The following is a 13126-nucleotide window of genomic DNA, read 5'->3' on the forward strand; positions in this document are numbered from 1 at the left end:
TCGGGTGCTCCCCGCGCATGCGGGGATGGTCCCGCGGACCGGCCCACCCGGCTGGCGACCGTCGCGTGCTCCCCGCGCACGCGGGGATGGTCCCGCCGTCGCCGCCTACGCGACCGCCCTCGGGCTGTGCTCCCCGCGCACGCGGGGATGGTCCCCATGCGGCAATCCACCCCACAGAGAAGCCCGTGGTGCTCCCCGCGCACGCGGGGATGGTCCCTCGATGACCGAGGTCGACGGCACCGGGTCGGAGTGCTCCCCGCGCACGCGGGGATGGTCTCCGAGCGCGAACGGGCAGCCCATGGTCAGGTGATGGCGTCGATCGGTAACAGGAACGCTTGTTCCCGGGTTCGAGCAACACCATCAGCCTTCTCGTCACCGAAATGTCGATGAGGTTCAGCAACGGCGCCACGGGCGAGAGTGTTGGCGGCTTCGGAAATGCCAGTGGATCGGCCACCAACTCGTCAGTGAGCATCGGCCGCGGTCAGCGGGCACACGGTGAGCGTCACCGCCAACGCCGCGGGCAAGGGGCGCCAACGGTGCTGGCCCTGCCATGGCGTCTGGTCGAAGGCCGACGAGGGCCGTTTCAAGGCCGAGGGGTGCCGCGGCACTCGGCTTCGCCGGTCGGGCCCGCAGGTGTGACGCCGATCAGCGACGCACCATCCGGACCAGGGCGGCGGTGTCGTGTCGGCGGAACCAGGCCGCGACACAGACCAGGACCAGGGTGACCGCCGGGATGGCGACCAGGTCCGGGGTCACGATGGCGCTCAGGGCCGTCGCGCCGATCATCAGCGGGATCTGGCAGAGCAAGGCGAGGCCGCACAGCCGGGGAACGAGCAGCGCGATCGCCCCGGCGAGCTCCAGCCAGCCGACGACGACCATGCCGGGGATGCCGAGCCCGATCAGCTCGAACGGCGCGACGGAGATGGGGTCGCCCATCGCCTTCGGGAAGGCGATGACCGCGAACACGACGGCCAGCAGCACCTGCAACGCCCAGAGGGCGACGGTGCCGGCGACGGGTCGGGGTCGGGTTGAGGGTGTCGTCGTGGGCATGTCGATTCCTGTCGTCGTGGTCGACCGTTTCCCGGTCGGAGTAGGTGGAGGCAGGCGTTGTCCCGGCTCGCCGGGCGAGCCCGACGTTCGAGCCTGCGGGGCGCCCCCCGGCCACGAGGTCGATGACGGCACGGCGTTCTTCCTCCGACGGCCCGCACGAACCCCATGTCTGAGGCGGCGCGACAAATTAGAATCCGTGCCGCTGCGGCATACTCAAGCCGCGCACCCCAGTTCGTGGCGCAGATCACGTGCCATTCCTGCGGTTCCAGTCGGGCGGCGCTGGCGCTGGGCCGAAGACCCTTGTGCAGGTGTGGCGCTGTTCGCGGAGGGCGTCCAGGACAGCGCGCGGCATCGCGTCGATCAGCGGTTTGCAGGCGTCGAGCCGGGACGGGCGCGGAGGCAGCTTCTTGCCTGGCTCGGGCCGGGCCGAGGCGAGCGCTTTGGTGACGGTGGGGGAGACGCCGTGCTTGCGCATCACGCCGCGGACGGTCATGCCCGTTCGCACGTCGCGTCGGATGGTTGCGTACAGCCCGGTCTTGGACTGCGACGGCCTCGGGTCCCCTTCCCGGCGGGCGGCACATCGATGCTCCCACCGCAGGGCCTGGTGTCGCTGGAACTCATCGACACGTTAGGGCGATGAGCAGGGGTGTCGCCCAAACTCATCGACAAACGTTGCTACTGGACACGAAGAGAACCAGTCAGGGTGCGGTGAGAACGGGACGCCCCTCGTGGTCCAGCCATGCGTTCTGCCGTTCTGCTGAAACGGTGAGTCCGAACCGCGTGTGCTCGGGCGGTCCCTCCTCCTGCCACCACGTGTAGGCGGCCTCCAGTTCGGAGAACAGGCGCCGAGGCCCGTGCTGGTGGACTTCGTAACCGGTCTCCCCGCGGTCGGGGTCGACGTGCCAGGACGCCCAGGAGCCGGTGCCCGGATCCACCAGGTGAACCGTGAAACGCTGTTCCTCGTCGGTGTACTCGACCCGGTTCAGAACGGTGGGCATGTGCAACCCGATGGCGAAGCTCGCGCTGAAGTCGCTGATCGGCTCGTAGGGGTGTAGTCCGGTGCGGCTGCGCGTGAACTCCTGCTCCTCGGGGCGGACGTGGGTCTCGACGACACGCCTGGGTATTCGCTGGTCGCGCACCCACATGAACGCCACGTCCCCTGCGAAGTGACCCCGCGCGGAGCCGTCCGGCCCCACCCGCAGCTCAGCCAGGGCCCCGTTGTGGAAGGCGGTTCCCCAGGGGGTGAGGATCCGCCCGCCGGGCCTGCTCTGGGCGACCCAGGCATAGGGCACCCGCTGGACCGCCGCGGTGCTGAGCACCCGGTCATAGGGTGCTCGCTTCGGCCATCCCCGTGTGCCGTCGCCGGTGACGACGTGTGCCGCGAAACCCGCGTCGAGCAGTCGTACACGGGCTTGTTCGGCGAGGTCGGCGTCGATCTCGACGGTGGTGACGTTCTCACCGCCCAACCGGTGGGAGAGCAGCCCCGCGTTGTACCCCGTGCCGGTTCCGACCTCCAACACGCGCATCCCCGGGAACACGTCCAGCCGGTGAAGCATGTCGGCGACGATCGAGGGTTGCGAGGCGGAGCTGGCCGGGTACCCGGATCCCTCCCCGGTACCGTCGTCCACCTGCGTGATGACCGGGATGTCGTCATAGGCCAGTTCGAGCCACCGTTCCCGATCGCCGTCGTGGTCACCGTCCCGGTCCACGGTGGTGCCGTCGGGAGCGGTGATGCGGCCGGGCAGGAAGCGGTGGCGCTCCACCGCCGCGAAGGCACCGTGCCAATGCTGGTCCAGGTTGCCCGCCTGGGTGAGGCGGGAGACCAGCTTCTCGTGCTGGGGGAGCACTACTTGCCATCCCGTTCGTGTTTGCCGCCGCCGGACCCGCCGTCGTTGGGCGTCGGCGGTGGCACGGGCCGGTCGGGCTTGTGCCCGTCATGAGTGGAGTTGTCCTCGTGCTTGGCATGGAGGTCGGTGGATCGCATGGGTTCGCTCCTCGGGGCGGGGAGTGCTCTGGCGATGGTGCCAACAGCATCTATTCCATTGGTACTGGAATAAGCGTGGCGTGACAAGGGGGTGACAGTATGAATTATTCCTGTCATGATGGAATCACTTCGACCCCCTGGAGGAAGCACATGAAGCTGACCCGGATCGCTGGTGAGTGCAACAACCGGCGTACCTGCCCCACTGTCTACGCCAGCGACCGCGGGACGGTCGTCGTGCAGGGTTACACCCTCGCGGCTGGCGACCTCACCCAGATCACCCTCCCCGAGGGGGAGAGCGCCGTGGAGATCCCCCTGTCTCTGTTGAAGGAGGCCGCGCGTGTTCACGGAGACTGAGCTGGAGGCGTTCTTCGACGAACACCTGACCACATCGGCCTTCCGCCTTGAGGCCCTGGACCACTACGAAGTCGATTCCGACGGGGACGACTTCGCCCGGTTCAAGGCGGGTGAGGCCGAACCCGACTGGGAACGCAAGAACGCCTGGCTGGAAGTACTGCGGGCGGAGAGGGAAGCCGGTATCCGCGAGTACCGCGTCCGGGTCCTCAGGACTCCCCTGAACGACTACCTCCGGTACGAGTGCGAGTGGGGTTACGTGCTCAATGCCGAGGCGGGTGAGGAGATCCACGTCCTGGACCTTGCCGAGTGTGAGCTTCCGGCGGAGGTGGTGGACCACGACTTCTGGCTGATCGACGACAAGTACCCGTTGCGCATGCACTACGGCGAGGCGGGCGAATTCATCGGGGCCGAACTCGTCGGTAGCCTGGACCGATACCAGAAGGCCAGGGACGCCGCTCTGGCCGCCGCCGAACCCTTCGGGCGGTGGTGGGCGCGTCATCCCGAGGAATGGAGAGCGAACCGGCCTGTATGACGGTTCCGCAGAACAGTCCTGTCGGTCGCGGTGCCGAAGGCCGCGACCGGCTCGCCCGTGCGCTGCGCGAAGGCCGGGCCCGTGCTGCTATCAGCGGCGTTCGGGCAGGCCGGGCAGCGGGCATGTCCCAGTCGAAGATCTCCAAGATCGAACGCGGACTGTTGCTGCCCTCGGTGGACGACGTGGCGGCGCTGTGTCGGGTGTACGAGCTTCCTGCTGATAAGCGTGCGGAACTGCTCGCCCAGGCCGAGGCCCTGCGTGAGGAGGCTTCCAGCCGGGTGATCATGGCCCGGGGCGTCTCGCAGTTCCAACGCCGGGCCACGCGGATGGAAGCTGCTGCTTCCCTGGTCCGGTCGTTCGAGCCAGCCCTCGTCCTTGGGGCGTTGCAAACCCGGGAGTACGCACGCTGCGTCTTCGACGACCCCCGAGACAAGGTGTCCGAGGAGGAAGCCGCGGCGTCCGTTGAGGCCAGACAGGAACGGCACAGGGCTCTGACCGAAGGCACGACCCGCTACGAACTGATCATGCCCGAAGGTGCTCTGCGTTGGCAGGTGGGTTCGGCTTCGATCATGGTGGACCAGGTCGAGGAGATCGCCGCGATCGCAGCCAGGGGAGGGAACGCCGTGGTCGGCCTTGTCCCCTGGACGACCCCGGTCCATGTTTTCCCAGGCCATGCTTTTGACATCTACGACGAGGACGCTGTTGTGGTGGCGACCGAGACCGCCACGGCCACTCTCACCGGCGCCGCCGACATCGCGACGTACGTGGAGCTGTTCGGGGAGTTGGAGAAACTGGCCTGCTTCGGGGAAGAGGCGGGCGGACACCTGGAACGCATCGCGGGGGAGTACCGCAGCCTGGCCCGCAGATGATTCGGCGCCCCGGCCTGGGTGGTGTGGACGGGACGCCGAGGATGAGAAGAGGTGCTGTGAGGGCTACGGGTGTCCGGTGCGGGCGATGGTGAGGAAGGCGTCCCACTCGGTGGCGGGGAAGGGGAGGTGGCCGTGGGTGGGGTGCTTGGAGTCCCGGACGGCCGTGCCGCAGGGCAGGTCGGCGACCTCGACGCAGTTCGGCTCCTGGCCGCTGTAGCTGCTCTTACGGAAGCCCGTGGGGATGTGAGCCACCTCTACACAGTTCTGATCGTGGCCGCTGTAGCTGCTCTTCCGGAACTTCAGGTAAGTCAATGGTCACTCTCTCAGTGAGTCCGCTGCCGTTTTGATGAGAGCGGCAGACTGTTTGGTGCTCAATGCGGACCCCTGTAGGTCCCCGTAGGTCACGTTATAGCGCTCTACTTCGTCTTCTTGCTCGAAGAAGACAGAACCGGCGATCGTCCCAACGTAGACGATGGAGCTGTCTCGTGGATCTGGGAAGTCCAGGATTGCGAATGGGGCCGTGAGGCCTGCGTGGGAGCCATCTTGGAACGGAATGACCTGCACGTCGACGTGTGGCATCTCTGCCATGTGCAACAGGTGCATGAGTTGCGCATGCATGACATCCGGTCCGCCGATGACCCGTCGCAGGGCTGCCTCATCGAGTACGGCACGGAAATGCGCAGGTCGTACTCGGGTCAGGATTTCCCTTCGAGCCATCCGGAAGGCGACTCTCCGTTCGATCGCGGGCAGAGAGGTGTACCGCCCACCCTCGAACAGCGCATGAGCGTACTCGGGTGTCTGTAGTAGACCCGGGATGCACAGAGCCTCGAAGGTCCGGATGGTGGAGGCCTCCGCTTCGAAGTCAGGAAGCGCACGGTCGTCGTCGAAGAGCCCCTTGTACTTCGACCACCAGCCACGTTGCTTGGCGTCTTGGGCGAGTGCGTGCATGGCCTCTCGCGTCTGCGTTTCGTGCACGTTGTAGAGGTCCAACAGCTTGTCCAGGGCCGCTGTGGGGACGGTCCTGGACTCAGCCTGTTCCATCTTGCCGAGGTTCGATCGGCCCAGGCCAGCCTGCTTGGCGGCTTCGGCCAGCGTGAAGCCTGCTTCAGTGCGAAGCCGACGGAGTTCGGACGAGAGACGACGCCGTCGGATGCTGGGGCTGTATGGCGTTGGCATGCGGGAAGCCTAGCTGAGATTTTTTGTGGATACCACTTTTTTGGGTTGACACTGGTGGATGCGCGATCCACTATGGATCCGTAGGCAGTGATCGTCATCTCACAGAGAGTGTTGTCGATCAGGCTACGCCGTGCCCCATCCCTCATCTGGGGAAACGCGAAGGTCTCACACCTGCGGGCACGCCGACCACTGTTGTTGCTCCACACGTGCAAGGAGTCTGTTCGTCATGCCCGTAACCGCACCCATGCCCGCCCTGCCCGAGGTGACTGTGCCTCTTGCCGAGCTGGTTCCGCCCCGGTGCCGCCATTACTTCACCGGCCGCTCCGACCGCGCCCACTACAAGATGCGCCGCTACGACTTCGGCGGCTCGACCCAGTTCATGCCGCTGGTGCGCGCGTTCCTGGACACCTGTGCCGCCGAACGCGACCGCGACTACCGCTACCTGTTCACCCTTTTGGGTAGCGAGCTGGCCAACAACGCCCTGCGCCACTCGCGTTCCGGACAGCCTTTCGGGGTCTACACCCTCACCTGCCAGCGCACCCGCGCCGGTCTGCGCCTGACCTGCCGCGATCAGGGCTCGCGCGACGGTAGGAAGGCCGTTCTCGGCCAGTGCTGCCACCTGGTACCCAACCCCAAGGGGCTGGACCTGGCTGCTGAGTCCGGGCGCGGTCTGGCCATGATCGACGCCTTCGCCTCCTCCTGGGGCGACAACGGCATCTGCGACTACCGCCAGGTCTGGTTCTTCCTGGCCTACGACCTGACCGGCAGCCTCTGGAACACCCAGCAGTAGGCATCGCGCCTCAGGCGCGAAACGGGCCCAGAAAGCGCGCCAACGCTTTCCGGGCCCTCAGATCCCAAAATCCACACACTTCCACATGTTCAGAAAGCAGGATCAGTGACGCATCCTATCCCTGTGCCCCGGCCTTCCAGCGACCTGCTGCACCGACCGCTTCCGCCGCTGCCTCGTCGTCGCCCGCTGGTCGGCCCGTTCTGCCCGGCCTGCGAGCACCCTTCGTGCCGTCGGCGTCGGGCCGCGCGCCTGCCCCGCCTGGGCGGCCACCGCTCTGAGTTCACTCGCGAGCACGCCCGGGCCGCAGTTCTCCAGCGGCATCACCCGCACCTGCTCATCTGGTTCGGTGAGCAGACTCTGTCCTACTGGGTGGCCTCGCCTGTCGGACTGACTGAGGTTTCCGAATCCGAGGTGCTGTTGCTCCTCGCGGAGCCGGTTTCCGTGAACTGAGGGGTTACCGGCAGGGGCGTGATGCGCTCCTGCCGGTATTCTGCGGACATGGTCTTCCCAGGGCTGAGTGCGTCGTCCGTTTTGTCTGCTTCTGAAGAAGTTGGAAAAACGGCTGCTTGCCACTGGTAAGTTCGCAGGTCGTTGACTGTGCTCCCCGCGCACGCGGGGATGGTCCCTGAGAAACCGCTCATGAACTGGAGAAACACATGTGCTCCCCGCGCACGCGGGGATGGTCCCCGGGGCCGTGGTGTTGGACGCCGCGGATGTGGGTGCTCCCCGCGCACGCGGGGATGGTCCCTCGGACGCGGGCGATGACTTCTTCTGCGTCTTGTGCTCCCCGCGCACGCGGGGATGGTCCCTCGTCGGCCTTGACCATCATCTGCACCCCGCGGTGCTCCCCGCGCACGCGGGGATGGTCCCCGGCCGCCGGGCCGCCGCGGTGGCCAGCTCCTGTGCTCCCCGCGCACGCGGGGATGGTCCCGAGGCGGCGCGCGCGGACCCGTCGTCGCTGTCGTGCTCCCCGCGCACGCGGGGATGGTCCCATCCCGCGTGGCGCTGCCCTCTACCTGCGCGGGTGCTCCCCGCGCACGCGGGGATAGTCCCTACTGGCGAACCTGCTGGAGGACCTGTCCGACGTGCTCCCCGCGCACGCGGGGATGGTCCCTGCGCGGCCGCCGCCTTGTTTGCCCACGTCCCGTGCTCCCCGCGCACGCGGGGATGGTCCCGGCAGTGGTGAGGGGCTCGCCCTTCAGGCCAAGTGCTCCCCGCGCACGCGGGGATGGTCCCCCTCCGTCCGTAGGTGGCCAACCACAGGAGCAGTGCTCCCCGCGCACACGGGGATAGGCCCTGGGAGTACGGCTGATGCCCTCCCAAGGCCTTCAGGGACAGGAGTCGTAATCCACGGACGCGCTTCCGGCTGCGGCGTCGTAGCACTGGCTGACCGGCGGTATCCCGGAGACACCCGGCACGAAGTCGGGGTCTCCGAAGGTGAGCGGGCCCCGCTCGGGAGCACCCGGGAAGGTGAGGACGAGCCTGTCGCCGACCGAGACCGGTCCGGGGGCCTCCTCCGGCTCGATCGGGCCCTCAGGAGTGGGCACCGTGAACAGCTCAGGCACGGAGGCGCTGTGGCCCTCGACCAGGTTCCCGACGAGCACGGTGAAGCGCACCCCCTCGGGGACCTCCTCCACGGAGCTCACGGAGAGGTGGAAGAGCGTCTCGTACGAGTCAGGGGTGGCCTGGAAGGTCGGCATGCCGTTCGGCGAGGTGATCACCTCCGCCAGCCATTCGGCGTTGGTGCCGAAGGGCGTCGGTTCCGGCATCACCCATTCCGTGTCGGGTCCCTCCGTACCTTCCTCTCCCGAACCCCTTACCTCCTGCGGCCCTCCCGCCCCTGAACCCTCTTCCGTCCCCTCCGCGGCTGTACCCTCACCGGTTCCCTCGCTCTCACCGCCGTCTGGCGAGAGCACCTGGGCCGCCAGGAACCCACCGCCCACCGTGCCCAGCAGCAGGACGGCGGCGCTGGCCACCACCAGGGCCTTGGGCACCCGGCGAGGCGGAGCGGGCGGCCGCACGGCACGCACACCCCGCCACTCCCGGTCCAGGAGGGCCCCCACCGCGTTCGACAGCCCTGACCCGTCCAGCGGAACGCCCTGCTTCTGCCGCCCCGCCCCCTGCCCCTGTTCCCGCCCCTGTCCCTGGCCCAGGGCGACCAAGGCGCGGGCGGCCTGGGCCGCCGTGGGGCGCTGGCGCGGGTCAGGGTTCAACGCGGCGGTCACCAGCGGCAGCAGTGGTCCGGGCACTCCGGCCAGGTCCGGCGGCTGGTCGAGCATCTGGGAGGGGAGGGAGTCCGTGGAACCCGAACCGAAGGGCGCGCGGCCGGTGGCGGCGTAGGCCATCAGAGCGCCCCAGGCGAACAGGTCGGCGGGTGGCGCGGCCGGTGCTCCGCGCAGTACCTCCGGGGCGATCCATCCGGGGGTGCCCACCAGGCTGCCGGTGCGGGTCAGCGCGGTTTCGTCGACGGCGCGGGCGATACCGAAGTCCAGCACCTTGGGGCCCTCGGGGGCGAGCATGACGTTGCCGGGTTTGAGGTCGCGGTGCACGATCCCGGCCGTGTGCACGGCGTTCAGGGCCTCGGCGACCCCGGCGGCCAGCCCGAGGAGAAGGTTGGGCGGGAGTGGCCCGTGCTGTCTGACGTGCGCGGACAACGACAACCCGGGCACGAACTCGGTGACCAGCCACGGCCCGTGCGCGTCCTGGCCGGAGCCCAGGAACTCCGGGACCGACCGGCTGCGGACCCGGCTGAGGAGGCGGATCTCGCGGGTGAACCGGGCGCGGAAGTCCGGATCCTCGGTGAGTTCCTCCCGGATGACCTTGACCGCCGCGTAGCCGCTTCGTGCGCGTCCGCCGGGACGCAGCCGCAACCCCGCGTACACGGTGCCCATGCCGCCGGTGCCGACTCTGCCGACGATGCGGAACCCGCCCAGGGTCTCGGGGTCGTCCGGACGCAGCGGAGCGAACCCGGGACGCGTTCCCGGCCCCGGCCCGGAGCGGGAGCCCGGTCCCGAGCCCGGTCCCGAACCCGGTCCCGAACTCGGTGTCGAACCGGGTGCCGTCTCCGGCCCCGTTCCCGGTGCCCGTCCTGTTTCCGGGCGCGGGCCCGAACCCGGCGCCGGACCCGAGCCGGTGGGTCTCCCGTCGCGTGGGTGCGGTCCGTCGCCAGAACCCGAGCCGGGCCCTGGTCCGTGGCCGCGGTGCTCACTCATTCGGGCGCTCCTCCGGGCAGGGCACGAACTCCTCGTCGGTCATGTCGACCGGCGGGTACGGGTGCCAGTTCATGTAACACGCGTAGGCGCCGCGCGCGGTGTCCGCGTTCCCGCCGAGCGCCGTGGGGGCGGGCAGGTAGGCGAGCAGCCCGCTCTCGGGCGCTTCCGGGAAACGCACCTCGAACTCCGCGCCGGGCGTCTCCCGGCTGACGGTGGCCAGCACCTCGTCGGGAACCGCGACGTGGGCGGGCCGTCCGTCGGCGGTGGGGTCCCTGGGGAGCGGGTCCAGCCCCTCGCCGACCTCAAGGAGGGTGATGTCGCCCGATCGCAGCGTGAACTCACCGGTGTCCGCCACGTACTCGACCTCGCCGAACACCATGATCCCGGTCTGGGCGGCGGTGTCGGAGTAGACGGTCTCCACCCGGACGGTCGCCACCGCGTACTCGGCGCGTTCGACATCTTCGGGCAGAGCGGGGCTGGCCCCGTCGAAACCGGGGGTGATCCCGAGCCCTCCGGAGCCGTCCGCGTGCACGGTGAACAGGCCGTTCCCGGAGATCTCCACCGCGATCTCGCCGCCGGCGCCAGCGTTCGAGACCCCGCCCGAACCCTCTCCGGGGCCGTCCCCGTTCTCGCCGCTCCCGCTGCCGGACCCTTCCGTTCCCCCGGCGGCATCGGTTCTGTCAGCACCCGGGCCGGTGCCGCCCGGGCCGAACCGGACGCCCACGAACCAGCCGCCTCCGGCCACCAGCAGTACGGCGGCGGCCGCCGCCGCGACCAGCGTCCAGCGGCGCTTCCCCGGCTCCCGCGCGGCCGACCGGTCCAAGGGCTGACCTGTTCCCGGAGACGGGTCGAGGGAGCGGGGCGGGGTGGTCGTGGTGGGCGGCGGCGGTGCCTCCCAGCCGTCCCGGAGCACCCGGGTGACCAGGGCGGTCGCCTCTTCGGCCGGACTCGTGCCGCCTGTTCCCGTGAGCCGCGCCCCGAGCAGCTCGGACAGCGCCTGCTCCACGGTCGGCCGCCGTGCGGGGTCGCTCCCGGTCGCGGCGGTGACCAGCGGCAACAGGTCATCGGGGACCCCGGCCAGGTCCGGTCGGCCGTCCAGTACCCGCACGGCCACGGTCTCGGCGGAACCGGTGCCGAACGGGTTTCTTCCGGTGGCGGCGAAGGCGACCAGGGCGCCCCAGGCGAACACGTCGGCCGCCGGGCTCGGCTGGCCGCCGCGCAGCAGCTCCGGGGCCACCCAGCCGGGGGTGCCGAACAGCCCTCCGGTGCGGGTGATGGCGGTCTCCGCGAGGGCGCGGGCGATGCCGAAGTCGAGGACCTTGGGACCGTCCGCCGCGAGTACCACGTTGCCGGGTTTGAGGTCGCGGTGCACGATCCCGGCCGTGTGGATCGCCCGCAGCGCCTCGCTCACCCCCGTGGCGAAGGCCCGCAGGTTGGTGCCGGTCAGCGGGCCGTGTTCGCGCACGTGCTGGCGCAGGGTGGGCCCGGCGACGTACTCGGTGGCCAGCCAGGGTTGGGCGGCGTCGGTGTCGCTGTCCAGGAAGCGCGGCACGCAGGGGCTGGACACGCGCCGGACGAGGTCGGCCTCGCGGCGGAACCGGGCACGGAAGTCGGGGTCGGCGGAGAGGTCACCGTGGACGAGCTTGATCGCCACCAGGCCGCCGGAGGGGTCCCGGCCGGCGTAGACGGTGCCCATGCCGCCCGCGCCGAGGCGGCCCACGGTCCGGTACCGGCCGACGGATCCGGGGTCGCGGGGCCGTAGGGGTTGGAAGGTCTGGGAAGACCGGGAGGGGCGGGAGGGCGGTTCAGGAGAGGTCACGTGCGCTCCGAGTGCCGCAGGGGGGTTCAGGATCGCAGGTGGGGGGACACATGCGGTCGGTTCTGACCATAACCGGTCACGTCGACGGCGGGCCGGGCCGCCTCACCGGCCGCCAGCGGCGCCCGCGGCCTGGGGCACGCGGGCCGGACGCACAGCGCCCCCGAAGGGCATGGGTGCCCTTCGGGGGCGCTGTGCGTGTGCGGCTGTCGCAGGAACGGCCCGGAGGGTCAGCGCTGTGCGCTGCCGGAGGTGTCACCGCCGGGCGGAGCCCACACGGAGCCCCGCGGCGTCTTCGCGGACGTGCCTGTTCGGGATCCCCTCGGAGGTTCGGGCCGAGCCCCGGGCTAGGAGATCGGACCCGGCTGCGGGCCGGGGCCGGCGGGCTGCGGCGCGCCGAAGGTCTGCATCCGCTCCCGGACCAGCCGGGTGCGGTGCGAGGCGCGCCGGACCCCGGTGACGATGAGGACGACCACCCCGGCGATGAAGCTCAACGGGCCGAGGACGACCAGGACCAGGGTGCCGGTAACGAGCTTGGCCTCGGAGGACGCGGTCTGTTCGAGCGTGCCGATCCCGTAGGTGCCCGAGTGGATGTCGTCGCAGCGAAGGACGTACTCACCGGGTTCGGGCGTGGACAGCTCGGCGGTGAGCCGCCAGCTGTCGTAGGCCGTGCCGCTGTAGGAGTGCGGCGCCGTGTCCAGGTTGTCGTTCCCGGACCCGGGGCCCGCGGGCGTGTCGAGTTCGCAGGCGAAACGGTTGGCGTCGCCCTCGACGTACAGCCCCCAGTGGCCCTCCTGCCCCTCCTCGACCTGGAAGGTGGCGCTGCTGCCGCCCTCGAACTCGGCGATGAACTCGGGCTCCGCGGTCGCGGAGAGGAGAAGACTGAGGAAGACGAGGAAGGAGGCCAGCGCGCCGATCGGGATGGTGAGCCCGCCGATCCAGTACCAGCGTGCGCGGGGGCGCAGTTCCTTCCCGTCGATGACGGGTGGAGGCGGGACCTGCGGGTACTGGAACTGGGCCTGAGGGTACGGAGCCTGAGGATACGGAGCTTGCGGGTACGGGTCCTGGGGGTGCACGGGGGCCTGCGTGCCGGGGGTCTGGGGGTACGGATACGGGGTGCCGGGGACGGGCTGAGGAGCCTGGTCCGCCTGTGCGGAGGGATCGTTCCGGGCGGGCTCGTGTGGCGGGGGAGAGGGAAGTGGCATGGCTGACATTTTGTCAGTTCTACGTAGCTGCCGGTGACAGGATTCCAGCTCCGGTGCTGGGACGTTCAGGCGGGTTCCGGGTGGGTGGAGGCGTTCCCGGCCCACACCAGGGTCCGACCACGAACCCGGTGGTCAAAC

The 13126-nt window shown here is 69.7% G+C and carries 13 protein-coding genes and 2 CRISPR repeat arrays (1 of these 15 only partly in view); of the genes, 4 read left to right on the forward strand and 9 right to left on the reverse strand.

Annotated features, from left to right (window positions below):
* Positions 1-278: a CRISPR direct-repeat array (repeat unit 29 nt; unit sequence GTGCTCCCCGCGCACGCGGGGATGGTCCC); it begins 367 nt to the left of the window's first position.
* Positions 279-645: 367 nt separating this feature from the next.
* From NDAS_RS06430 to NDAS_RS28840, 4 genes are all read right to left on the reverse strand, one after another.
* Positions 646-1050, reverse strand: a complete 405-nt coding sequence (locus NDAS_RS06430) for a DoxX family protein (RefSeq protein WP_013152333.1) — start codon at positions 1048-1050, stop codon at positions 646-648.
* Positions 1051-1294: 244 nt separating this feature from the next.
* Complete coding sequence (locus NDAS_RS28505) at positions 1295-1528, reverse strand: hypothetical protein (protein WP_126625054.1); 234 nt, start codon at positions 1526-1528, stop codon at positions 1295-1297.
* Positions 1529-1748: 220 nt separating this feature from the next.
* Positions 1749-2897 (reverse strand): methyltransferase domain-containing protein, encoded by a 1149-nt coding sequence (locus tag NDAS_RS06435; RefSeq protein ID WP_013152335.1) that lies wholly within the window; start codon positions 2895-2897, stop codon positions 1749-1751.
* Positions 2897-3034 (reverse strand): hypothetical protein, encoded by a 138-nt coding sequence (locus NDAS_RS28840; RefSeq protein ID WP_013152336.1) that lies wholly within the window; start codon positions 3032-3034, stop codon positions 2897-2899. The genes NDAS_RS06435 and NDAS_RS28840 overlap by 1 nt, the downstream gene beginning before the upstream one ends.
* A gap of 150 nt (positions 3035-3184) precedes the next feature.
* Here NDAS_RS28840 and NDAS_RS06440 point away from each other — a divergent pair, with 150 nt between their 5' ends.
* Genes NDAS_RS06440 through NDAS_RS06450 form a run of 3 tightly spaced genes read left to right on the forward strand, consistent with a single transcriptional unit; the run spans position 3185 to position 4789 of the window.
* On the forward strand, positions 3185-3388 hold the full coding sequence (locus tag NDAS_RS06440; protein WP_013152337.1) for a hypothetical protein: 204 nt from the start codon (positions 3185-3187) through the stop codon (positions 3386-3388).
* Positions 3372-3920, forward strand: a complete 549-nt coding sequence (locus tag NDAS_RS06445) for a DUF6879 family protein (RefSeq protein WP_013152338.1) — start codon at positions 3372-3374, stop codon at positions 3918-3920. The genes NDAS_RS06440 and NDAS_RS06445 overlap by 17 nt, the downstream gene beginning before the upstream one ends.
* Positions 3917-4789: a Scr1 family TA system antitoxin-like transcriptional regulator gene (locus NDAS_RS06450; protein ID WP_013152339.1), complete on the forward strand. Its 873-nt coding sequence runs from the start codon at positions 3917-3919 to the stop codon at positions 4787-4789. Before NDAS_RS06445 ends, NDAS_RS06450 begins: the two co-directional genes overlap by 4 nt.
* Positions 4790-4852: 63 nt before the next feature.
* On the opposite strand, the gene NDAS_RS06455 is transcribed toward NDAS_RS06450, so the two are convergent.
* Together NDAS_RS06455 and NDAS_RS06460 are read right to left on the reverse strand one after the other, a co-directional pair.
* Positions 4853-5101, reverse strand: a complete 249-nt coding sequence (locus tag NDAS_RS06455) for a DUF397 domain-containing protein (RefSeq protein WP_013152340.1) — start codon at positions 5099-5101, stop codon at positions 4853-4855.
* Positions 5102-5104: 3 nt separating this feature from the next.
* Positions 5105-5965, reverse strand: coding sequence for a helix-turn-helix domain-containing protein (locus tag NDAS_RS06460; RefSeq protein WP_013152341.1), 861 nt, complete (start codon positions 5963-5965; stop codon positions 5105-5107).
* 226 nt (positions 5966-6191) lie between these two features.
* On the opposite strand from NDAS_RS06460, the gene NDAS_RS06465 reads away from it, so the two are divergent.
* A complete protein-coding gene (locus tag NDAS_RS06465; protein ID WP_013152342.1) occupies positions 6192-6755 on the forward strand; it encodes an ATP-binding protein in 564 nt (187 codons plus the stop codon).
* Between the two features lie 597 nt (positions 6756-7352).
* Positions 7353-8052: a CRISPR direct-repeat array (repeat unit 29 nt; unit sequence GTGCTCCCCGCGCACGCGGGGATGGTCCC).
* 31 nt (positions 8053-8083) lie between these two features.
* On the opposite strand, the gene NDAS_RS06470 is transcribed toward NDAS_RS06465, so the two are convergent.
* The 3 genes from NDAS_RS06470 to NDAS_RS06480 all read right to left on the reverse strand — a co-directional run bounded on the left by NDAS_RS06470 (position 8084) and on the right by NDAS_RS06480 (position 12859).
* Positions 8084-9712, reverse strand: a complete 1629-nt coding sequence (locus NDAS_RS06470) for a serine/threonine-protein kinase (RefSeq protein WP_049800359.1) — start codon at positions 9710-9712, stop codon at positions 8084-8086.
* 247 nt (positions 9713-9959) lie between these two features.
* A complete protein-coding gene (locus NDAS_RS06475; RefSeq protein ID WP_013152344.1) occupies positions 9960-11786 on the reverse strand; it encodes a serine/threonine-protein kinase in 1827 nt (608 codons plus the stop codon).
* Between the two features lie 344 nt (positions 11787-12130).
* Entirely contained in the window at positions 12131-12859 is a 729-nt protein-coding gene (locus tag NDAS_RS06480; RefSeq protein WP_232051646.1) for a hypothetical protein, read from the reverse strand.
* Positions 12860-13126 lie beyond the last annotated feature (267 nt).

The sequence above is a fragment of the Nocardiopsis dassonvillei subsp. dassonvillei DSM 43111 genome, from assembly GCF_000092985.1.
GTDB lineage: Bacteria > Actinomycetota > Actinomycetes > Streptosporangiales > Streptosporangiaceae > Nocardiopsis > Nocardiopsis dassonvillei.